Below are 21,563 nucleotides of genomic sequence, written 5' to 3'. Positions count from 1 at the left end.
GAAGGTTTCGCGGATCAGGAAATGCGAGGGGGAGCGCGTGCCCGGGCGCTCGAACCGTCGACGGCGGCGAGGACGGGCGCGTTCGCCACATGCCAGACGATGCGGGCGATGGGGCGGACGGGAGTTGAGAACGCCGCATGGGGCGGCGCGTCAAGCGAGGCGCCAGCGTGCGCGAGGCAGCAAAGCGCACATGCGCCGGCTTTTGCGGCCGGCGTCCCGGTCTGGTCTACCGGGCCGCCCTGCTCAGTTGCACCATGGCAGATGATGGCGGCAGAGAGCGGATCGGCAACGGCCTGGCCCGCCGCGAGACAGGCGGCGATCGGCGCCAGCACCTGCATCACCAGGGCGAGCAGGACCAGAGGCAGGAATTTTTGCAGGCGTGCGCGCATCCGGCGAACCATTCGTTCGTGCGCTAACTAAACACCGCGCCGGCCCCCGAGTCGAGGTCGGTTCCGCCGGCTACTTGGCACACCGCAAATTTCGCTAAAAACTGGGGCCGGAGCCCCCTCCTGCGGCTGGCGTCCGGCAATTGAGGCAGCTGCCCCGCCCCCGCCCATCCACAGATTTCTTATATTTGTCATGTGCTTAGATGGCTAAAAGCCCGATCATTTCGTCAGCTGCTGTTATTTTGAACATTCGTTGCTGAAAATGATGACAAGTGAGAAAAGTTGATCTAGCATCCCTCTTGCTCAGGCGCTGACCGCGAGGTCGAGGCCTGGTGGTCCAAGTCTCGGGAGGAGCCCCTGGCGCGCAAAACGCAGCGTCGCCCCGTCAATCAAGATCAAATCTTAAGATCGGGGATAATAGGGTCGACACAATTTTTGAGCGGGGCCAGGGCCCCGCTCTTTTTTTGCCCGCGCGGCTGACCTGTCGATGAACGCGGCCTCTCATCCCATCGAAGACAGCTTCGAACGCGCCGCCTCCCGCTGCGCCGATCTCACGCCCCTGGTCTACCAACGTCTGTTCGATCAGCATCCGGAAACGCAGGCGATGTTCCGCTCGGACGGCGGTGACCTCGTGAAGGGGTCGATGCTCGCGCTGACGATCGAGGCAATTCTCGATTTCGCCGACGAGCGCCGCGGACATTTCCGGCTGATCGCCTGCGAGCTCGCCTCGCACGATGCCTATGGCACGCCGCGCGAGCTGTTCGTCGCGTTCTTCGCCGTCATCAGGGATGCGCTCCGCGCTCTGCTCGGCGATGAATGGGCGCCGGAGATCGCGCAGGCCTGGGATACATTGCTCGCCGAGATCGATGCATTCGCCGCCGCGCCCACTTGACGCTTTGCGCTGCACCAACACGCGGGCCGCGACGACGCTGCGGCTGATTGCGGATTGAGTGCGAACAACTCTTGTGAGAGACTTTCGGACATCGGTAGCGCTACCAATGACGCGCCGACGACAAGTATATATGGGAGCGAGCGATGTCCGGGACGAAAGATTTCTCGACGACGAGGCGCGATCTTCTTCAGGCGGCTGCGACCGCCGGCGCCGGGGCTGCCCTGTTCGGCAGCATGGGCATAAACCCTGCACTGGCCGCCGAGGTCGGACGCAGCGAAAAGCCGCTGAAGGCGGCCTTCTCCAATGCCGGTCTTCAGGCGACCTGGTGCGCGCAAGGCAAGCAGGCCGCGGAATTCTGGGGCAAGCTGTTCAATGTCGAGGTCACCTGGTTCGACGGCCAGCTCGATGCAGTGAAGCAGCGCGCGGCGATCGACAACATGGCCTCGCAGAAATGGGACTTCGTGGCGATCCAAGCCTTCGGCATCGGCACCCTCACCCAGCCGGTGCAGAAGATGATCGACGCCGGCACGCCCGTGATCGACATGGACACGCTGATCGCGCCACTCGACCAGATCAACGTCCACTCCTTCCTCGCCCCCGACAACGAGTTCATGGGCGCATCGGTGACGCAGGCGCTGTGCAACGCCATGGGCGGCAAGGGCAAGATCATCATGACGCAGGGCGCGCTCGGCCATACCGGCGCGCAAGGACGGGCGAAGGGCTTCAACTCGGTCGTCAAGCAATTCCCGGGGATCGAGGTGCTCGACACCCAACCGGCCGATTGGGACGTGTCGAAGACCGCACGTCTCTGGGAGACCTATCTGACCAAATACCCGCAGATCGACGCGGCGTTCTTCCACAATGACGACATGGCGCTGGCCGCCGCCAATATCATGAAGGCACGCAATCGCACCAACATCCTGATCGGCGGGGTCGACGCCATGCCTCCGGCGATCCAGGCGGTCAGCGAAGGCCGCATGTTCGCCACCGTCCGCAATCCCTCGTGCCGCATCCATGGCGGCGCCATCATCGCGGGCGTCTCGGCCGTGGTCGGCGGCGAGAAGAGCGGACAGGGCATTCCGAAGAACGTCGTGACTGACGGCCCGGTCGTGACCAAGGCGAATGCGGCCGGGATGCAGTGGATGCAGGATCACTTCCTGATCTGAGCCTCAGATCTGAACTTTCATGATCGTGGGACAACAGCCCATCCTGGAACTGCAGGGCATCACGAAGAGCTTCGGCGGCGTCGAAGCGCTTCGTGGTGTCGACTTCGCGCTCTATCCCGGCGAGATCCATGGTCTCGTCGGCGAGAACGGCGCCGGCAAAAGCACGCTGATGAAGATCATCGCCGGCGTGCACACCGAGTTCTCAGGCCGCTTCCTGGTCGACGGCCGGGAGATGCATTTTCGCTCGGCGCGCGATGCGCACGCCGCCGGCATCGCCATGGTGCACCAGGAGCTCAGCGTCGCGCCCGACTTGACGGTGGCGGAGAACGTCTTCCTCGGCAATCAGCCGACCAACGCCCTCGGCCTCGTGCAATGGCGGCGGATGGCGCGCGAGGCGGGCGAGCAGCTCGCCCGCTTCGGCATCGACGTCGACCCGATGGCTCGGCTCGGGGATCTCCCGATCGGGCTGCAGCAGCTGATCGAGATCGCGCGCGTGCTGTTCTCCGGCGCGCGCATCGTCATCCTGGACGAGCCGACCTCCGCCCTCTCCCCACCCGAGGTCGAGCGGCTGTTCACAACGCTGCGGCGGCTGCGCGAGGAAGGCACCGCCATCGTCTTCATCTCGCATTTCATCGAGGACATCCTGCTGGTGTCCGACACGGTGACCGTGTTCCGCAACGGCCGGAAGGTCGCGGAGACGGCGAGCGCGGCGACCAGCAAGGGCGCGCTGATCGAGGCGATGATCGGCCGCGGCGGCGAGGCGCTCGAGCATAGCTACACCGACGACCTGATGCTGCCGCAGCCGAGCGACCGCAAGGTCGTTCTCAAGGCCGACCAGCTGTCGCTGTCCCGCAGCCTTCAAGACGTATCGTTCGAGGCCCGCGCCGGCGAGGTGCTCGGCATCTACGGCTTCATGGGCTGCGGCCAGCAGGAGCTGTCGCGCATCCTGTTCGGCAAGCTGAAGCCGGACAGCGGCACGCTTGTAGTCGAAGGCGTGCCGAAAACTTTCGCCAGCACGGCTGCGGCGCGCCGCGCCGGCGTGGCGCTGGTGCCGGAGAGCCGGCGCGACATGCTGTTTCACCAGGAGCCGGTCTACAAGAACATCTCGATCAGCATCCTCGACCGCATCTCCTCGCTGCTGCTCAAGCCGGCGCAGGAGCGCGACATCGCGAGGCGCCAGGTCGAGCAGCTGCAGATCAGGCCGCCGGTGGTCGGCCTCGACCTCGGCATGCTCTCGGGCGGCAACCAGCAGAAGGTCGCGCTGGCGAAATGGCTGACCTACCCGCCCAAGCTGCTGGTGCTGTGCGAGCCGACCCGCGGCATGGATGTCGGCGCCAAGAACGACGTCATCAACATCGTCCGCGACCTCAGAACAAAGGGGCTCGCGATCATCGTGCTGTCGACCGAGCCGGAAACGGTGCTGTCGCTGGCCGACCGCATCCTCGTGCTCAAGCGCGGCGCATTGGTACGAGAATTCAAGAACGAGCCGGTCAGCAAGGACCGCCTGCTGGAAGCGGCGTGACGGAGAAGCACATGAGCAGCGAGACGGCTTTGGCGACAGGACAACGGGCGCGGGGCCTTGCGCCCTTCCTGCGCTCGCAGATGCGCAACATCGCCCCGTTCCTGACGCTGATCTTCCTCACCGCCTTCTTCGCCTTCGCCAGCCCCTCCTTCGCGACGATCGACAATCTCGGCAACATCCTGACGCAGGTGTCGGTGACGGGCATCATCGCCGTCGGCCTCACCTTCGTGATCCTCTGCGCCGAGATCGACCTGTCGATCGCCAGCATCGCCAACGTCACGGGCATTGCGGTCGCCTACTTCACGCTGCAGGAATCCTACGTCAACATCGCCAACATTCCCCTGCCCGGCGCGGTCGCAATCATCCTGTCGCTCCTGCTCTGCGCCCTGCTCGGCCTCGTCAACGCGCTCGGGCTGACCGTGATCGGCATCCCCTCCTTCATCATGACGCTTGCGATGATGCAGATCGCCGCCGGCATCTCGGCGCTCCTGGTGCGCGGCCAGATCGCCTACAAGGTGCCGAGCCTGATCACGACGCTCGGCTCCGGCTCGATCGGCGGCATCCCCTGGATCGTCATCGTTGCCGCCATCATGCTGCTCGGCGGCCATCTGGTGCTGACCTACACGCGCTTCGGCCGCTACGTCTACATGGTCGGCGGCAATCGCGAGGCGGCCGAATATTCAGGTCTCAACGTCAAGCTGATCCTCGGTGCGGTGATGGTGATCTCGGCGGTGTGCTCAGGCATCGGCGGCATGCTCGGCGTCGCCCATTTCGGCAGCGCGCAGCAGAACGAGTTCGACACCTACCTGCTCGACTCCATCGCCGCCGTCGTGGTCGGCGGCACCAGCCTGTTCGGCGGCCGCGGCGGCATCGGCAACACCATCGTCGGCCTGTTCGTGCTCGGCGTGCTCAACAACGGCCTCGACCACGTCAACATCGACAGCTTCCTGAAGATCCTGATCCGCGGCCTGATCCTGTTGGCGGCGCTGGTCATCAACGTCTATGCGCAGCGCTTGAGGGAGAAAGCGGCGGAGTAGACGGCCGGCAAACAAAAAGTGCGAAAACAACCCCATGCACAGTAGGCGAGGCCAGCGGAATCAATGACTTGCCGGCGGGCGTCGTGAACTTGCGGATTTTACGAAGCCGGATTTGCTCCGTCGGGCAAAACAGGGGTATGATGTCATCATCGGCAGCCCCCTTTGAAGGCCGGCACATCCCCCGTCATTGCGAGCGCAGCGAAGCAATCCAGAGTCTTTCTGCGGAGGGATTCTGGATTGCTTCGCTGCGCTCGCAATGACGAGGTTGCGGCAGAACGGCGATCCAGGATCTACCTCTATCGCGGGGTCAGCGGGTGCGGTCTAATCGCGAGAAGCGGAAATTGCAGTGGCTGGCGCCGCCCGCCAGCGTCTGGGTCCGTTCCAGGCGGATGCCTCGCGTGGCGTAGGCGTCGAAGTCGAGGCCGCAGATGTTCGGGAGGATCTCCTTGTCGCCATGACGCGCCGCGAGCTTGCAGAAGCCGCAGGCCTTGTAGTCGATGCCGAACTCAAAGCTGTCTTGCGGGCCCGGCTCGACGAAATCGTAGACGAAATCTTCCGGAAACTCCGCTTGATGAGCTTTTGTAACGCTTCTTGCCGCCTGTTCGCGCATCAAGGCCTGGTTCTCCGGTGACATGAATTGATGCCCCGCGGCGAGACGCTCGGCTTCGGGAATCGTCAGCAGCTGCGCCTTGTAGGTTTCCCGCTCGATCTCGCCGATCACGGGCACCGGCACGCCGTGGCGCCGCAGCACCCGACTGATGGCCATGAAGCCGGTCAGGCGCATGAAGAAATCGCTCATGCGGCTTGCCGCGCCACCGACATAGGGCATCTGGGTGAGGACGATCGCGAATTCGTCCATCACGTCCTGCCTGACTCCATCGATGTCGGAGAGATGCGCGCGCTCGCGGAGCATCGCTTCGGCAAGGTCTAGTCGCTCGCGCATGGCGGCTTCCATCGCATGGTGGTGCGTCTGGTAGAACGGATGGATCTCAGCCATTGGACACCTGATATGATTGGCTCATTGCAAATCGACGCCGCCGCCTCATTCCGCGGCGATCGCCTCGATCTCCAACAGCCATTTGCTGTCGACGGTCTCGACGACCACGACGGTCAGTGCCGGCTGGTGTTCCCCGAGCATGGCGCGGCGAATGGCGCGGTTGGTGACGACCTGACTGCGGTCGGTCAGGAACGTGGTGACCTTGACCAGGTGCTCGACGCCAAGGCCTGCCGCGGCGAGCACTTCCCTGACATTGCGCCAGGCCTGCTCGCATTGCGCCTCGAAGCCGTCGGGCACGGTGCCGTCGGACCTTTCTGGCACCTGGCCGCTGATGAACAGCAGGCGGCGATGCTGCTTCAGCTCCAGGCCCATGCTGTAGCCGCCGGCGGGCGGGTGAACCGTTGCTGGATTGTGGCTGACGATGTGAGCTGGCGACATGGCGTTTCTCCGGATTTGCGCGTCAAGCGTATCCGGCGGCACCACGCTAGCGCAAAGCATCATTGCTGCGGTTCAGCGCAAGAAAATCTATTGCAGGGACGCGGCCCATCGGTGTCAAAATGCAGTTGCGATGACATACGCCCTGCCCCCACTCAACGCGCTCCGCGCCTTCGAGGCCGCCGCGCGCCATCTCAGCTTCAAGCTGGCCGCGCACGAACTGCACGTCACGCCCGCGGCCGTCGGGCAGCAGGTGAAAGCGCTGGAGGCGCGCCTCGGCGTGCAGCTGTTCGAGCGGCTGCACAAGCAGCTCATCCTCACGGAGGCCGGCCAGGCCTATCTGCCCGGGATTTCCGAAGGCTTTCGTCACATTGCCGAGGCGACCTCGCAGTTGAAGCCCGCAGGCGCCGTGCTGCTGCAATTGGGGGTCCACGGCAGCTGCGACCTGCGCCGCCTCGAACTTGCGGAGTTTCGCAGCGCACATGCGGAGATCGGTGTGCGCGTGCTGCAGCCCGCCGGCCTGCACGAGCTCGTCGAGGGCAAGGTCGACCTCCTCATCGCCCGCGGCGTGAGCCACCATCCGGGCTATCGCTGCGAACGGATGGATGAGGGATCGGGCGCGGGTGATTGGCTGGTTGCGCCAGAAGGCACGGCGGAATGTCCGGAGATCGTGAGTTTTCGCGCGTGGCTACGTGCGCTGCCCGCGGCGAAACCGCTGGCAAATCGCCGCCCGCGTCTGGTCGGCGGCGTCGGGAGTTGACCGGGCTAAAGGTTGCGGGCCGAGGCCCAGGCTTCCGTTCAACTCAACGCACCCTTACCCGTATAGAGAAAAATCGCGGTGGCCGTCTCGCGCGCGTCGTCATAAACCCGCGCCGCAGTTGGAACGCGGATAATGTCCGCTGTGCTCCTGATAGCCGCCCAGAAGCCGGCGTCACCAGACGTCAGAGTTGGGCCAACGGCGATCATGGCGCCCGACCGCATGGCAGGCTAGTTGTTATAGAGTCCTCCCCTTAGGGGCAGCTTGGAGAATTGCACGTTGACACGATCCAGAAGGTCGATCGTCGCTTTAGGTATCTTTCTGGCGTCGGTGGGCGCCGTGGTGCTCGGGCGTATGACCTATGTCGAGGCGTTCGGCAGCGATGAGATGGATTACCGCGGCGAGAAGATCCGGCTGTCAAAGAAGTATGTCGATTATGACGACTACAAGAACGATCCCGCCAACCTTGCAGCATCGGAAATTCCGCGCGTCGAGAAGCTGATGACAGATGCGAAGGTTGGCCCGCTTTTCGCGGACTGGCACGACGTCGCGCGTCAGCTCAGCAATATCAAGGTTCCGGGCTACGGCATGGGAAGCGCTGACGACGTGGTCGCCGTTGGACGAGAGTTTGCCGTCCGCTTTATGGAAATCCCGCAAGTCGCCAAGGAACGCTATTTCGTTTTGGAAAAGCTGGAAGGGGGGAGGTTTCGTCTGGCTGATGATTTTGTGGCGCCGCGCGACCCTGGGTCGGCCTTTGCGCGGATATCCTCCATTCGCCTCGCTGACGACAGACTGATTTATGCCGACCGCAATGGCAGGGTTGTCCGCGAGACGCCCGTGGCACGCTAAGGCGCCGACTTTCATTCCATCTGCCGCTCACCAGGACTAGAGTCCGCTTAGGGTCAATCGCGAGGTTTTGGCCCGGTTTACGTTAGGTCCGATCTACCCCTTACAGCCGACATATCCTCGGCCGTGGGGATGCGGCAGCGATGGGCCAACAGCCGACACCGCGCCGGTGTCGGAATTACGAAAGAGGCCGCCCGATTGAGGTGGCCTCTTTTTATGCTTCGGCGCTTCGTTTTTACTTCTTGCGCGGATCGTCGGCTGGATCGATGAACACGATGCCCCCCGGCCCGGTGAATACAATTTGGACCATGGTTTCTTCGTTTGTCGTCCATACATAATGGGGGTGCTTTGCCGGCAGCGCGAAGACGGAGCCTGGCTTCAATATCTCGCCTTTCGAGGGATCAAACCTTTCCCCCATGGCGTTCCCAAAGTTGCCACTCATCACGGTGACGACCTCGGCATAGGGATGAGTATGCGGCGGAACTTTATAATTCGGCGGGAATTTCACCCGCTGGACTATCGTCTCGGCCTTTGTTGGGTCACCGATCAAGATGGCGGTTTGCACGCCCCTGAAGACCGGATGCTCTATCCACGTCACCCCATCGGGCTTGACCACCTTCATCGCATCTTGAGCCATCGCAGAACTTGCCAACGCGATCAAAGTGGCAGCGACAAAGGACTTGTTCATCCTGACCTCCTCCCAATATTGCGGAGCTGGAAGGCCCAATAGGATACTGCAAAAATACTCAGACTGAACCGCATAAAATTCATTTTTGCATGGGCTTGAATCGTCCATCGCAAACCAAGTCCGAATTGGGTCACAAGCAGCGGTCATGGCGGGCACGGCCCTGCGACCGGTCTGCCGCCGATAGCCAACGCGGCAAAGGCCCGCCACTTTGCTCGGCAACGGGCCAGAAGCTGAAGCCGCGTCCTCGCGCAATTTGGTTAGTTGGATCATGATTAGTTTAGTATGCAGGACCTCAAAAGGTCGCGGCGATCGCAGGCTCCATACTCAGAACCGTAAACCGGGAAGAAATTGCTCGTTTCCATGCTGAGCTCGGTCGGGGCGCGAACGAGCATCAACACGGGCGCGCATTCGCGCTCTTTCCATGTCCCAGACAAACCTCGGTCAGCCCGGCTGACGGGTTTCAATTTAGCGGCAACGAATGTTAGAGCTCAGTTTGGCGCTGCGGTCTGATCCATTGTAGAATATGGTGGGTTGGTGGGCCGTGGTGCGGCATGGTGCACGAGCGGGTCCGAGTCGAGCGTAGATTATCGGCGATCTTGGCCGCCGACGTGGCTGGCTATTCTCGGCTCATGCATAATGACGAAGAGGCGACCCACGCCAAGCTGACAGCACTCTTCGCCGGAGGTGTTGAGCCCGCAATTGCGGAGCACGGCGGCCGCATCGTGAAGAACACCGGCGACGGGTTTTTGGCGGAGTTTCCAAGTGCGGTCGAAGCGGTGCGGGCTGCCATGCAATTCCAGTCCCGCATCAACGAACTTACCAGCGACGATGCAGAGGACAGGCGCATTCTCTTCCGTGTGGGGCTCAATATCGGCGACATCATCGTCGAATCCCATGACATCTTTGGGGACGGCGTCAACATCGCGGCACGGCTCGAGAGCATCGCCGAACCCGGCGGCATCTGCATCTCTCAGACGGTCTTCAATCACGCGCGCGACAAGGTGTCTTTCGACGTCGAGGAAGCGGGCGAGAAAACTCTCAAGAACATCGCCCGGCCCGTCCACGTCTACCGCATCATCATCGACCCAGGCCCGCGGACCGCAACGCTCAAACGCGGGGTTCCGGCGCTCGCGTTGCCTGACAAACCCTCTGTCGCCGTGCTGCCGCTGACCAATATGAGCGGCGACCCCGAACAGGAATTCGTTTCCGACGGTATTGCCGAAGATGTGATCACGGCGCTATCGCGCTATCCCTCGTTGTTCGTCATCGCTCGGAACTCGTCGTTCACTTACAAAGGGCGAGCGGTTGATGTGAGACAGGTCGGGCGCGAGCTTGGCGTCCGCTACGTGCTCGAAGGTAGTGTGCGCAAGGCCGGCAGCCGGATCCGCGTGACCGCGCAGCTCATAGAGGCGGCGACCAGCAATCATGTCTGGGCCGAGCGCTACGACCGCGACCTCGCTGATGTTTTCGCCGTGCAGGATGAGCTTACCGAAGCGGTGACGACTGCGATCGCCCCCGCCATTGCGGACGCCGAACTCCGACGCGCCATGCGCAGGCCGCCGGGGAGCCTTGATGCCTGGGCAGCCTATCAGCGCGGCCTGTGGCATCTGAGCAAAGCGACCGCAGACGACGATGAGATCGCGGAGAACTTCTTCAGACAGGCGATCGATCTCGACCCGACCTTCGGCGGCAGCTACAGCGCGCTCGGTCTCTACCAGCTGCAAGCGGCCGCGCTTTACCAGAAGATGGAACTGCGGGATGCGCAACGCTCGGCGGAGGCCTTGGCCCGCCGGGCGGTCGCGCTGGATGGCGCCGATGCGGAGGCCCGTTCGTGCCTTGGCTGGGCCTTGCAAGCCCGCGGCGAGGCTGAAGATGCGTTGGCGGAGATCGAGCGAGCTCTCTCCATGAGTCCAAATCTCGCGATCGCGCATGGCCATCGAGGCGCGACATTGATCTTTGCCGGCCGGCCCAAGGAGGGGGTCATGGCTCTCAACGCGTGTATCAGGCTCGATCCCCGCGACCCCTATCTGGCAGTCCGCTTGTTGCACATTGCATGCGGTTTATATTTCTGCGGCGAATACGAGGCTTCGATTGAGGCAGCAAAACGTCTGATCCGGTCGTATCCCGATTTTCCGATGATCTACCGCTGGACCGCGGCGGCGCTGGGCCAGCTTGGCCGCGCGGCGGAAGCGAAGGAAGAACTGGAAAAGGCCATCTCGCGTGCACCGGGAGCATTCGACATGTATGTCCGCAACAGAGCTCCGTGGTTTCGGCCAGAAGACCACGCGCATCTCGTCGACGGTTTGCGTAAGGCCGGCTGGAGGCAATGGGAGAACAAGGGACGATGAATGTCGCCTCGGGGTCACGAGCGCTAGTCTGGACCTGAGCCGACGACTTCCGGTTCAGCCCTGTCTCCGGACGTGCCCCATGCCGCGCAAACCGTCGCGAACGGCCACAAACCGAACCCAAGTCGATAACATGCGGCCACCGCTTTCACGACAGTAATCTATTCATAACTGGGGCAGGCGCCCGGCAGGGGACGAACAATTGCGACATGGGGCCAACCGAGACTCGTCACTTAATCGTGTTGGCGCGAGTGCTGTACGTAATCCGACCTTCGGCGTCGGCTGGAAGGCGACTCCGCAACCGCGCCTTGACTATTTCGATGCTGTCCGCTGACAGCAGCAGGCCTAAGCAGCGTCGAGGTTTGGTTCTCACACAGCCTGGGCCCTGCCAACTTGGTGGCGTGAATTTGTGATGTTCGCTATTCCGGCTGTCACGACTACAGGAATTTTAGCTGTCCTTTGACGAGCGAACGCCCCAAAACTCCAATTGCAATGGCGTTCGCTGCCTCTTACCCTTGTCAAGAAAACAACCGGGGAGGATACACCATGGAAATCCAGGCCTTCGGTTATCTCGGCGTCGGCGCGTCGAACCTCGATGATTGGGCCGCATTCGCCGCATCAAACATTGGCATGCAGGCGGTGGACCGCGCCAGCTCGATGCGTGCCTTCCGTATGGACGACCGCAAACAGCGCCTGTTCATCGACCGAACCATTGAGCCGGGCGCTCAGGTCTTCGGCTGGGAAGTCGCCAATGCCGCGACTCTCGACTCACTCGCTGCCCGCCTCGAAACCGCTGGCGTCGCCGTGAAGCGCGAACCCGCAGGGCTGGCGGACCAGCGCTGTGTGACGGAGCTGATCTCCTTTGCCGATCCCGCCGGCAATCGTTTGGAAGCTTTCCACGGCGCCCAGGTAGCTGACACAGTCTTTAAGCCTGGCCGCGACGTCTCCGGCTTTCGTACGGGCCCACTAGGCATGGGCCACACCCTTCTGACATTCCCAGACATCGATGTCGCCCTGGCCTTCTACAAGGACCTGCTGGGGTTTCGCATTAGCGACTTCATGGTTGCCCCGCTGAAGGCTTACTTCATGCATGTCAACGCACGCCACCACAGCGTGGCTCTCGTGGCCGCGCCAGTGCGCAGCATGCATCACCTGCTTGTCGAATATTATCTGCTCGACGACGTCGGTCAGGGGTATGACCTGCTACAGGGCAGCCCGCAGAAAGTTGTCGCCACTCTCGGCCGCCACCCGAATGATCTCATGACGTCGTATTACATGCGCACTCCGTCAGAGATCTACGTGGAGTGCGGCTGGGGCGGCAAGGAGGTCGATGACACAACGCCGCCGGTGGAGATGACCAGCGTGGGTAGCTTCTGGGGCCACAAGGGCCTATTTGAAGATATTGGCGCGCCTCCCTCGGCCGCGCCGGAGATCGGTCCACGTCGCGCCCCTGTTCAGGTGATGGAAGGCAACTACGAACGCATGGCGGGCACCTGTCCGTGGTGGGATGCGATACGCGGGAAGACCCGCTAATTTCGTGCCCGGTGTTGAAAGCATTGCGGACCTCGATGTCTCAGTCGGGTCAAAATGCGAAGAACTCAGGTCAGCAAATCTGGTCCGCTCTGGGTCAACGAGCGGACTACCGACCGCCAAGGCGCAACTTCGCCGATGGGCCACAAGGACATTCGAAAGGATGAGGGTCTCTAGCTGATGCGGCGTTACTCGTGAAGCTATGCCGATCTGACCGTCCCTTCGCCAAACAATTATGGCAGCGCATAGCTGCCGCGCCGAGCGGACCTTCGACAGACGCGACGCAACTTCGAAGATGCGCCCGAAGCTAGTCAACTACTGGACTTTACTTCTGCAATCGCTTCAAGCAATCGCTCCGCTTCCGCGACGCTCTCCAGCTGCGCCGCCGTCCGGAGATAAGTGCGAGCGATGATGGTCAGTGTTTGGCGACGGGCCGCCGTCACCGCGAGTTCAGCCAGTTGGTCTGCCTCGGCAGCCTTGTCGCGGTATCGCTTTGCTTCGGCAATGCATTGATCCGATCGTCCTGCCGAAGCAAGTTCGCCGGTTATTAGGCATACACGACCCCGGCCTTCTGAGGTGGTAATTGCGCTGCTAGCAAGTGAGGTCGAAAGCAAGGCTGTGATCTTCGGAGGTGTTACGGAAGCGAACCTGCCGCAGGAACTTAAAAACTCGCGCCGATCGTCTTCTTCTGGAGAGGACATTGCGGCTCCTATGATTTTTTTTGAAATATTTATTGGTCGATTAGAGAGTTAAGCAGCTCAATCAAGAAATGTAACTATATCCCATGTCGTATCGGAGACCCGCCGCCGCGGGCATTGAAATTTTGACGAGGTCCGGTGCGAGTCATAAGCGGTGGTCGAAATGAGCACGGCGGCGCGTCCGGTTTCCCCCGGAGAGCGGCCAACAGTGGGCATGCTAAATTTCTTCGACGACCTTGGCATCGAATTGCCTACCGCCACAGCAAACCGTTATCACGTCGCCCATGACGGCCGCAGCACCTGGGAAATAGTTTGCATCCCGACCAAGTTCTTTCGGTCACGATCTCCCTGATTTGAGGAGAATTCGCTTGACCCAATATGGCAACTGGCAGTCCTCGCTTGCGGCATCTATTGAGAGACCGAACAGACGAATACGCAAGATCAGCTTCGGGTCACGCCCCGGTCGAGACTAACGCCGTCCGACCGGCAATCTCCTCGCTCCGCCAGCACCGCACCGCGTGCCCATCCGCCCGCGTCTCCAGCGTTGGACCCGGCTCGCTCCGGCACACCGCCTCCGCGTAGCGGCAGCGCGGGCTGAAGGCGCAGCCGTTCGGCGGGTTGAGCGGATTTGGCAGGTCGCCGCCGGTGGTTGCCAGCGGGGCATGGCGCAGGGGATCGGGGATGGCCGCGATCAGGGCCTGCGTGTAGGGGTGTGCCGGCCGCTCGAAAATCTCGCGCCAATGGCCGTTCTCGACGATGCGGCCGAGATACATCACGGCGACGCGGTCGCTCATGTGCTCGACGACGCCGAGGTCATGGCTGATCATGACGTAGGACAGGCCGAGCGTGTCCTTCAGTTCCAGCAGCAGATTGATAATCTGGGCGCGGATCGAGACGTCGAGCGCCGAAACCGGCTCGTCGCAGATGACGATTTTGGGGTTGAGGATCAGGGCGCGGGCAATGCCGATGCGCTGGCGCTGGCCGCCGGAGAATTCATGCGGATAGCGGTCGGCCTGCTCGGGGCGCAGGCCGACATGCTTCAGCATCGTCGCAACGCGGTCCTCGATCTCGCTTTTCGCGGTCACGCCGTGCACGCGCAGAGGATCTTCAAGCGTGCGGCGAACGGTCTGGCGCGGATTGAGCGAGGCGTAGGGATCCTGGAATACGATCTGCACGATGCGGGCGAGCGCCTTGCGGTCGCCGGATTGCCGGTTCGTGACGACCTGCCCGTCCAGCACGATGCGGCCGCGCGTCGGCGCCAGCAGGCCCAGGATCGACAATGCGACCGTCGACTTGCCCGAGCCGGATTCGCCGACGAGGCCGAGGCATTCGCCGCGCTTCAGCCTGAGGTCGACGCCGTCGACGGCGCGGAGCAGCCGACGGCCGCGGCCCAGCAGGCCGCCCCCGAGCGGGAAATGAACGGCGAGATCCTCCACGCTGAGGATCACATCGTCATCCACTCTCCCCCGCGGTTCATGCATGGTGGTGACACCGGACGAAACCGCCCGCCTCCAGCCCATCCGTCTGCGGCGCGGTGGTTCGGCAAATTTCTGTCGCCTGCGCGCAACGCGGATTGAACCGGCAGCCATCCGGGAAACGCGTGATCGCCGGGACGACGCCCGCGATCTCCTTCAGCCTGCTGCGACCCAGCGCAGCGCGGCTGCCAAGCCGCGGCAGCGAGTCGACCAGGCCCTGCGTATAGGGATGGGACGGCGCGCGGAAGATGTCGGCCGAACCGCGCTCCTCGACGATGCGGCCGGCATACATGACGGCGACGCGGCGGCAGACATTGGCGACAAGGCCGAGATCGTGGCTGATCATGAGGATCGCCGTGCCGCGCTCGGCGCACAGATTGCGCATCAGCTCGATGATCTCCGCCTGCACGGTGACGTCGAGGGCCGTGGTCGGCTCGTCAGCGATCAAGAGGTCAGGACCGCAGGCGAGCGCAATCGCGATCATCACGCGCTGGCGCATCCCGCCGGACAGCTGATGCGGATAGTCCTTGACGCGCCGCTCCGGCGCGGGGACGCGGACGCTCGCGAGCGCCTCGACCGCCAGCTGGTTGGCCTCCCGCCAACTCTTGCCCTTGTGCAGCACGAACATCTCGGCGATCTGCCGTCCCACCGGCGAGACCGGATTCAGGGCCGTCATCGGCTCCTGGAAGATCATGGCGATGCGATCGCCGCGCAGCTGCCGTTGCCTCGCCGCGGACAGATGCTGGATTTCCCGTCCCTCGAACCGGATGACGCCGCCACCGATCGACAAGGGCGGCCGCAGCAGGCCGATCAAGGCAAGCGCGGTAATGCTCTTGCCGCAGCCGGACTCGCCGACGAGGCCGAACGTCTCGCCGCGATCGATACGGAATGAAACGCCTTCGGCCGCCGCAACGCGCCTCGATCCGTCATCGAGATCGATGCGGAGATTCTCGACCTCGAGCAGCGGGCTGCCTGTCATGTGCGCCGGCTCCGCGATTGGGGATCGAGGATGTCGCGCAGGCCATCGCCGAGCAGATTGAGACCGAGCACGGTCAGGAAGATCGCAAGGCCGGGGAAAATCGAAAGCCACGGCGCCGTCGTGATCTGCTCGCGGGCTTCCGACAGCATGCTGCCCCAGCTCGGAAACGGCGGGCGGACGCCGAGGCCCAGGAACGACAAGGCAGCTTCCGACAGCACCGCGCTACCCATGCCCAGCGTGCCGATGACGACGATGGGGCCCAGCATGTTCGGCAGGAGCTGCGTGATCATGATGCGCACATCTCCGTAGCCGAGCACGGTGGCCGCCTGCACATAGCCCTGGCTCCGCAGCGACAGCGCCGAAGCCCGTGCGAGCCGGCAGGTGAACGACCAGTTGGTCAGCCCGAGCGCGATCAGGAGGCTGGTCAGGCCGGGACCGAGCACCGCCATGATGGCGAGCGCGAAAATCAGCGAGGGGATCGCGAGCATGAGATTGGTCAGGCCGTTGACGACATCGTCCCACCAGCCTCCGAAATAGCCGGCGCTGAGGCCGAGCGCCACGCCGATGACGCTGTTGATGAGCTGGGAGACGATGCCGACCGTCAGCGAGACGCGCGCGCCGTAGAGGACGCGGGAATAGATGTCGCGGCCCTGCGCGTCGGTGCCGAACCACCAGGTCCAGCTCGGGGGCTCCTCCGCATTCATGAGGTTGGCGTCCATGACCGGATCGGTGTGCGCCAGCCACGGCGCGAGCAGGCCGACGACGATCGCCAGCGCGAACAACGCTCCCCCGATGACGAGATTGGCGCGGAGCTTCATGCGTATCTGATCCTGGGATCGATCACGCCGTAGAGCACGTCGATCAAGAGATTGATCGCCAGAAAGAACAGCACCACGACCAGGATGGAGCCCTGGACGGCGGGAATGTCGCGCTGCAGCACGCTGTCGACCAGCAGCGAGCCGATGCCCGGCCAGGAGAACAGTTTCTCGACCACGACCGCCTGCCCCATCAGCGCGCCGAATTGCAGGCCCATGGTCGTGAGGATGAGAACGAGCGCGTTGCGCATCACGTGCCACTTGACGACCCTGGTCTCGCTCATGCCCTTGGACCGCGCGGTGCGGACGAAGTCGGCGGTCATGATCTCGAGCACCGCCGCGCGCGTCGTCCGCGCCAGCAACGCCATCGGCGAGACGCCGAGGGCCAGTGCCGGCAGGACCAGATATTTCAAGCCCCCATCACCATAGCCGAAGCTTGGCAGCCAGCCGAGCTTCAACGCGAAAAGATACATGAGCATCAGTCCGAGCCAGAACTTGGCGATCGAAAGGCCCGACACCGCGACGATCATTGCCAGCGTGTCGACGAGGCCGCCGGGCCGCAGAGCCGCGACGAAGCCGAGCGGCACGCCGACCACGACCGCAAACGCCATGGATGCGAAGATCAGCTGCAGCGTCGGCCATGCCCGCTTGGCGATCATGGTCGTGACAGGCTCGCGCGTCCGGAACGAGGTTCCGAAATCGCCGGTCGCGAGCTGGGCGATGTAAGTGCCGAAACGCATATAGACGGGCTGATCGAGACCGAGCTGCTTCTTCAGGCGCAGCTCGATCTGCGGATCGCTGTCGTCGCTCATGGTCGAGACGATGCTGCCGGGAACGACGCTGAACAGCACGAACACCAGCAGCACGACGGCGAGCACGGTCGGAATGGTCTGCAGGACGCGGCGGATCAGGAACGAGAGCATCTCAACTTTTCTCCGCTCCCGCCCTCGCCCGTCGCGCTGGAGGGAGCGCGCGTGTCACTTCGCGGGCGAGGTCTCGTCGACCCAGAGGTCCTCGACGTTCTGGTGGGTCAGCTCCGTCGCGTTCAGCTGAATGCCCTTCAGCCACGGCTGCACCGCCATGACCGCCTTGTTGTAGTTGAAGAACCAGACCGGCGCCTCCTCGTAGAGCAGCGCATTGGCCTTCTGCAGCAGCTGGACGCGCTTTGCGGGATCGTCGGCCTGGCCGGCCTCGTCGATGATCTTGTCGAGGTCGGCATTCTTGAAGGTCGTGTAGTTACAGGCCGACTGCGGCGTCGCCGAATGGAAGCATTTCAGCGCGGCTTGCGGATCCGGGCCGCTTGCCTGGGAATAGATGAAAGCCTGGTAATCGCCGGTGCGAACCACCTCCGCCAGCACCGCGGTCTCGACCTGCTTGACCTTGGCCTTGATGCCGACCTTGTCCAGCATCGGGATGACGGCCGAGACGATCGGCAGGCCCCAGCTCTCATTCTGGCTGGTGGTCCATTCGAACTCGAAGCCGGATGCGTAGCCGGCCTCTGTGAGCAGCTGCTTGGCCTTGGCGGGATCGTAGGGGTAAGGCTTCATCGCCTTGTCGTAGCCCGGCGCAGTCAGCGGCAGCCAGCTGGTGGCGCGATAGGCCTTGCCCTTGACCAGCTTGTTGATGATCAGATCGGTGTCGATCGCGTAGTTGATCGCCTGCCTCACGCGCTTGTCGGCGAACGGCTTGAAATTGGGATTCATGCCCATGTAGCGCGTAAAGACCTCGGCGACCTCGACGATGGTGCCCTTGAGGTCGGCGTCGGACTGGTAGGCCACGTATTGCGCAGGTCCCAGCACCGAGGTGTCGATCTCCTTGTTGCGGAAGGCGACGTCGCGCGCCGCGGCCTCGCCCATGACCGACACGACGATCTTGTCGGCATAGGGCTTGCCGGGCTTGTAGAACCTGTCCCAGCGCTCCAGGACGATGCGTGATCCCGGCACGTGCTCGACGAACTTGAAGGGCCCGAGACCGATCGGCTTCTGGATGAAGCTTTCCTTGGCGGCCTCGTCGGCGGGATAGATCGAGGTCAGCGCGGTGAAGAAGTAGAAGCCCGGATCGACCTTCTCGGTCAGCTTCATCTCGATGGTGAAGTCGTCGATCTTCTTCAGGCCGGAGATCTCCTTGGCCTGTCCCTTCTCCACTGCGGCCGCCCCCTCGATGACACGGACGTAACGCGCGCCGGGATAGGCTTTGCTCCCATCCATGATGCGGTTGTAGGACCAGATGACGTCGTCGGCCGTCATCTTGCGGCCGCTGTGGAAATAGGCGTCATCGCGCAGCTTGAAGGTGTGAACGAGGCCTCCGCCCGACACCACGTCCTCCTTGGCGAGCTCCAGCACCGGCTTTCCTTCCGCCGAATTCCAGATGTAGAGCGAACGGTGCAGGGCCTTGGCGTAGATCTCGTCCTGGGCGCGCTGCGTGGTGTGGATGTCGAGGCTGGTGAAGCTGGAGCCGTAGGGCGCCGTCATGCGGATGGTTCCGCCCTTGCGCGGCGTCTGCGCCTCCGCCGTGGCAGTGAGCGCCAGTCCCAAACCGGCAACGATCGCGATGGTCTTGAACATCATGTGTCCCCCCGGCAACGCAGGCGTATTCCGACACCAGATTTGATCACTCGTCGGCTACCGAAGGCAAGCTTCGTTTTGACGGCAAAAGATGCCGGTTCCTGAGGCAGTCCTTCGGCGGGGCATTGACGCGGTGCGTCATCGGGCGACCAGGTTCGATGAACATTTTTCGTGATCAACGCGACCAAGCTCAGGATCATTATCCGAGCCCGAGGGATCGCGGAAAAAATGAATCGCCGAACGCTAGGTGCACTGCTCGCCGGCAGTCTGGTCGTCGCGACGGCCGCGATGGCGATCCCCGTTACGCCTGACCCGGCCCGGGACGGCGCCACCGGCACGGTCCAGGCCGGCTGGTCCCATATCTCGCGGTGGAACGAGGACGTTTCCGATGTCTGGTGGACGATGAGGGACGGTTGCTCTCCGGACTATCTCGGTGAGCGGCTGCTCTGCGACGCCATCAGGAGGCTGGCGCAGTCGGCAATTCGGACCTTTGAGAGCAAAATGTCCGCAGACGTGGGCCTGCCGCTGCCCAGCGGCTGGGCTCTCATGACCGCGAACAACTCGCCCTTCATCCGGTCGGCTCATGTCGAGATGCCGCTCGATCTTAAGACCGTGCTCACCTTCTATCGCGCCGCCCTCGCCGAAAGCGGATGGACGGAGGCCGAGGGCGCGGTGATCGAGGCCGACAGGGCCGTGATTGCCTTCACCACTTCGGATGGGCCGGCCTCGCTCCGACTGATCCAACAGGACGGCAAGACGATTGCGGACCTGTCGCAGCGCAAGCGCCGTGTCGCGGCATCAGGGTTCTTGCCAAAGCCGGAGCACGGACGGCTGATGCTCGGCAACAGAACGGACGACGCGGCCGTCGTCACCGTCAACGACCGGATCGTCAAGCTGGCCGCGCACGCCGGAGAGAGCCTGGCGGACTCGGACAAGGCAGCCGGCGAACTGCTTGACAACCAAAGGCTCGATCTGTCGCCAGGAACGTACAAGATCACCCTGACGGTGAACGGCAAAGAGACACGCAGCAGGGCATTCGAGGTCACGGCCAACGAGACCTGGGGTCTGCTGGTCGAGGAGCATGGCGTGCTGCTGCCGGTGCATCTATATTAGAGTTCGACTAGGTCTTCAGCCTGACAAGTCCGGCATCCAGTCGCGCAATTTTCGCGCGGCGCCGGTGACGTCGGCAATGGTCCGGAATGTCCCCGTCTCCACCATCATCGCCCGCGCCAGCCGCACCGCACGCGCTTCGCTGACAGCGCGCGTCTTCGCATTTTCGATCAGCTCGAAATCGATGTTGTGGGCGAGGCCGAAGATGCGGCGGATGATTTTTGCGGCGGCGAAGCCGACGGTGTCGGTGAACAGGCGCTGCATATAGGCCTGTCGCTCGGTCTCCAGCCGCGCGGCGCCCTTCTCGCCGGGAAACAGCGAGACCGGATAGGCATCACCGGCCGCGCCGGCGCGCCAGAGGTCGAGGAATTTTCGGGCAAACTGGTTCCAGACCTGCTCGACCGTCTCCAGCACCCAGGCCTCGAATGCCGCCCGTTCGCCCGGCCCGCGCTCGTGGCCGGCGGAGGCAAAAAAGGCCATCAGCAGATTGGCCAGCACGGCGCCGACGTCGAAGCCGATGGGACCGTAGAATGCGAATTCCGGGTCGATCACCCGGGTCTGGCTGTCCGTGACCATGATCGAGCCGGTGTGGAGGTCGCCATGGATCAGCGCTTCCGGGCTCGCCATGAACTTCAGCTTCAGCCGGGAGACGGCGACGTGCAGGTCCATATCGTCGCGCAAGCTCGCGGCGAGGCCGTCGAGATAGGGCGCGGTCCAGCGGTTCTGCTCGGCGATACGGTAGGGATCGGTGAAGATCAAATCCTCGGTGATCTTGCAAAGCGCGTGGTTGCCGGCAAAGGCGGCGATGGCCTCCTTCTTCTCGGCCGCCGTGAGCGCGAGGTCGGAGGTGAAGAACAGCGTCCGCGCCATGAAGGTCGTGATGTCGTCCACAAAGCGCGGATAGCGCGTTCCCGCGACCAGCCCCTTGCGCATGATGATGTGGGGCTCGAGCAGCTCCATCGCGGTCAGCGCCAGGCCGTCGTTGTGATGCAGCACGGCCGGGACGAGGCCGGGCGCGAGCTGGGCCTGGCGGGACAGCGCGAGATATTCGTAATGGGCGCGCGACAGCGGCAGCGGCCAGCTCTCCCCGACGAGGCGGACATAAGGCAGCGCCTGCTTCGCGGCGATGCCGCCGCGCGCGCCCTTGACGGTGAAGACGAGGTTGAGGTTGCCGTCACCGACTTCGGTGATCGCCCACGAGGCCGGCTCGCCGCCGAGCAGCTCCTTCAGGTCCGGCAGGCCCGCGAGATAGGCCCGCAAGTCGGCCTCATGCAGAATCCGGTAGTCCCCCTGCCCCTGCGCCATGACGATCCACCCCATC

The 21,563-nt window shown here is 63.2% G+C and carries 20 protein-coding genes; 9 read left to right on the top strand and 11 right to left on the bottom strand.

Annotated elements, in window-relative coordinates; translation table 11 throughout:
- Positions 1–14: 14 nt before the first annotated feature.
- The gene (locus ACNJYA_RS18025) at positions 15–401 is read right to left on the bottom strand and encodes a DUF2946 domain-containing protein (RefSeq protein WP_439403340.1); all 387 of its coding nucleotides are present in this window, start codon (positions 399–401) and stop codon (positions 15–17) included.
- A 472-nt stretch (positions 402–873) separates the two neighbouring features.
- On the opposite strand from ACNJYA_RS18025, the gene ACNJYA_RS18020 reads away from it, so the two are divergent.
- The 4 genes from ACNJYA_RS18020 (at position 874) to ACNJYA_RS18005 (ending at position 5,003) form a co-directional block, all read left to right on the top strand.
- On the top strand, positions 874–1,278 hold the full coding sequence (locus ACNJYA_RS18020) for a globin (RefSeq protein ID WP_212257248.1): 405 nt from the start codon (positions 874–876) through the stop codon (positions 1,276–1,278).
- 143 nt (positions 1,279–1,421) lie between these two features.
- Positions 1,422–2,444, top strand: coding sequence for a sugar ABC transporter substrate-binding protein (locus ACNJYA_RS18015; protein ID WP_172783556.1), 1,023 nt, complete (start codon positions 1,422–1,424; stop codon positions 2,442–2,444).
- 19 nt (positions 2,445–2,463) lie between these two features.
- Positions 2,464–3,966: a sugar ABC transporter ATP-binding protein gene (locus ACNJYA_RS18010; protein WP_172783555.1), complete on the top strand. Its 1,503-nt coding sequence runs from the start codon at positions 2,464–2,466 to the stop codon at positions 3,964–3,966.
- Positions 3,967–3,977: 11 nt separating this feature from the next.
- A complete protein-coding gene (locus ACNJYA_RS18005) occupies positions 3,978–5,003 on the top strand; it encodes an ABC transporter permease (RefSeq protein WP_260379331.1) in 1,026 nt (341 codons plus the stop codon).
- Positions 5,004–5,310: 307 nt separating this feature from the next.
- Here the strand turns inward: ACNJYA_RS18005 and ACNJYA_RS18000 are convergent, their stop codons facing one another.
- Positions 5,311–6,000 (bottom strand): L-2-amino-thiazoline-4-carboxylic acid hydrolase, encoded by a 690-nt coding sequence (locus ACNJYA_RS18000; protein WP_439403339.1) that lies wholly within the window; start codon positions 5,998–6,000, stop codon positions 5,311–5,313.
- Positions 6,001–6,045: 45 nt separating this feature from the next.
- Positions 6,046–6,438, bottom strand: a complete 393-nt coding sequence (locus tag ACNJYA_RS17995) for a RidA family protein (protein WP_439403338.1) — start codon at positions 6,436–6,438, stop codon at positions 6,046–6,048.
- A gap of 130 nt (positions 6,439–6,568) precedes the next feature.
- Here ACNJYA_RS17995 and ACNJYA_RS17990 point away from each other — a divergent pair, with 130 nt between their 5' ends.
- Positions 6,569–7,195: a LysR family transcriptional regulator gene (locus tag ACNJYA_RS17990; RefSeq protein WP_439403337.1), complete on the top strand. Its 627-nt coding sequence runs from the start codon at positions 6,569–6,571 to the stop codon at positions 7,193–7,195.
- A 276-nt stretch (positions 7,196–7,471) separates the two neighbouring features.
- Entirely contained in the window at positions 7,472–8,041 is a 570-nt protein-coding gene (locus ACNJYA_RS17985; protein WP_439403336.1) for a hypothetical protein, read from the top strand.
- 232 nt (positions 8,042–8,273) lie between these two features.
- Here ACNJYA_RS17985 and ACNJYA_RS17980 read toward each other — a convergent pair whose 3' ends face one another.
- Positions 8,274–8,726, bottom strand: a complete 453-nt coding sequence (locus ACNJYA_RS17980) for a cupin domain-containing protein (protein WP_439403335.1) — start codon at positions 8,724–8,726, stop codon at positions 8,274–8,276.
- Between the two features lie 629 nt (positions 8,727–9,355).
- Here ACNJYA_RS17980 and ACNJYA_RS17975 point away from each other — a divergent pair.
- Together ACNJYA_RS17975 and ACNJYA_RS17970 are read left to right on the top strand one after the other, a co-directional pair.
- The gene (locus tag ACNJYA_RS17975; protein WP_439403334.1) at positions 9,356–11,074 is read left to right on the top strand and encodes an adenylate/guanylate cyclase domain-containing protein; all 1,719 of its coding nucleotides are present in this window, start codon (positions 9,356–9,358) and stop codon (positions 11,072–11,074) included.
- A gap of 543 nt (positions 11,075–11,617) precedes the next feature.
- Complete coding sequence (locus tag ACNJYA_RS17970; RefSeq protein ID WP_439367198.1) at positions 11,618–12,604, top strand: VOC family protein; 987 nt, start codon at positions 11,618–11,620, stop codon at positions 12,602–12,604.
- Positions 12,605–12,912: 308 nt separating this feature from the next.
- Here ACNJYA_RS17970 and ACNJYA_RS17965 read toward each other — a convergent pair whose 3' ends face one another.
- The 6 genes from ACNJYA_RS17965 to ACNJYA_RS17940 all read right to left on the bottom strand — a co-directional run bounded on the left by ACNJYA_RS17965 (position 12,913) and on the right by ACNJYA_RS17940 (position 19,135).
- Complete coding sequence (locus ACNJYA_RS17965; RefSeq protein WP_439403537.1) at positions 12,913–13,302, bottom strand: hypothetical protein; 390 nt, start codon at positions 13,300–13,302, stop codon at positions 12,913–12,915.
- A gap of 449 nt (positions 13,303–13,751) precedes the next feature.
- Positions 13,752–14,780, bottom strand: coding sequence for an ABC transporter ATP-binding protein (locus tag ACNJYA_RS17960; RefSeq protein ID WP_439403333.1), 1,029 nt, complete (start codon positions 14,778–14,780; stop codon positions 13,752–13,754).
- Positions 14,773–15,753: an ABC transporter ATP-binding protein gene (locus ACNJYA_RS17955; protein WP_439367194.1), complete on the bottom strand. Its 981-nt coding sequence runs from the start codon at positions 15,751–15,753 to the stop codon at positions 14,773–14,775. The genes ACNJYA_RS17960 and ACNJYA_RS17955 overlap by 8 nt, the downstream gene beginning before the upstream one ends.
- Positions 15,750–16,571, bottom strand: coding sequence for an ABC transporter permease (locus ACNJYA_RS17950; protein WP_271498646.1), 822 nt, complete (start codon positions 16,569–16,571; stop codon positions 15,750–15,752). Before ACNJYA_RS17950 ends, ACNJYA_RS17955 begins: the two co-directional genes overlap by 4 nt.
- Positions 16,568–17,491 carry an ABC transporter permease gene (locus ACNJYA_RS17945; protein WP_260379339.1) on the bottom strand — a complete coding sequence of 308 codons (924 nt, stop codon included), beginning with the start codon at positions 17,489–17,491 and terminating at the stop codon, positions 16,568–16,570. The genes ACNJYA_RS17950 and ACNJYA_RS17945 overlap by 4 nt, the downstream gene beginning before the upstream one ends.
- Before the next feature lie 54 nt (positions 17,492–17,545).
- A complete protein-coding gene (locus ACNJYA_RS17940) occupies positions 17,546–19,135 on the bottom strand; it encodes an ABC transporter substrate-binding protein (RefSeq protein WP_439403332.1) in 1,590 nt (529 codons plus the stop codon).
- Positions 19,136–19,303: 168 nt separating this feature from the next.
- Between ACNJYA_RS17940 and ACNJYA_RS17935 the strand changes: the two genes are divergently transcribed.
- On the top strand, positions 19,304–20,245 hold the full coding sequence (locus tag ACNJYA_RS17935) for a hypothetical protein (RefSeq protein ID WP_439403331.1): 942 nt from the start codon (positions 19,304–19,306) through the stop codon (positions 20,243–20,245).
- 15 nt (positions 20,246–20,260) lie between these two features.
- Here the strand turns inward: ACNJYA_RS17935 and mtnK are convergent, their stop codons facing one another.
- On the bottom strand, positions 20,261–21,547 hold the full coding sequence (gene mtnK, locus ACNJYA_RS17930) for an S-methyl-5-thioribose kinase (RefSeq protein ID WP_439403330.1): 1,287 nt from the start codon (positions 21,545–21,547) through the stop codon (positions 20,261–20,263).
- Positions 21,548–21,563 lie beyond the last annotated feature (16 nt).

Origin of the sequence: Bradyrhizobium sp. BLXBL-01 (genome assembly GCF_051853025.1) — a bacterium.
Lineage (GTDB): Bacteria > Pseudomonadota > Alphaproteobacteria > Rhizobiales > Xanthobacteraceae > Bradyrhizobium.
This window is presented reverse-complemented; position numbering and strand designations above follow the sequence as displayed.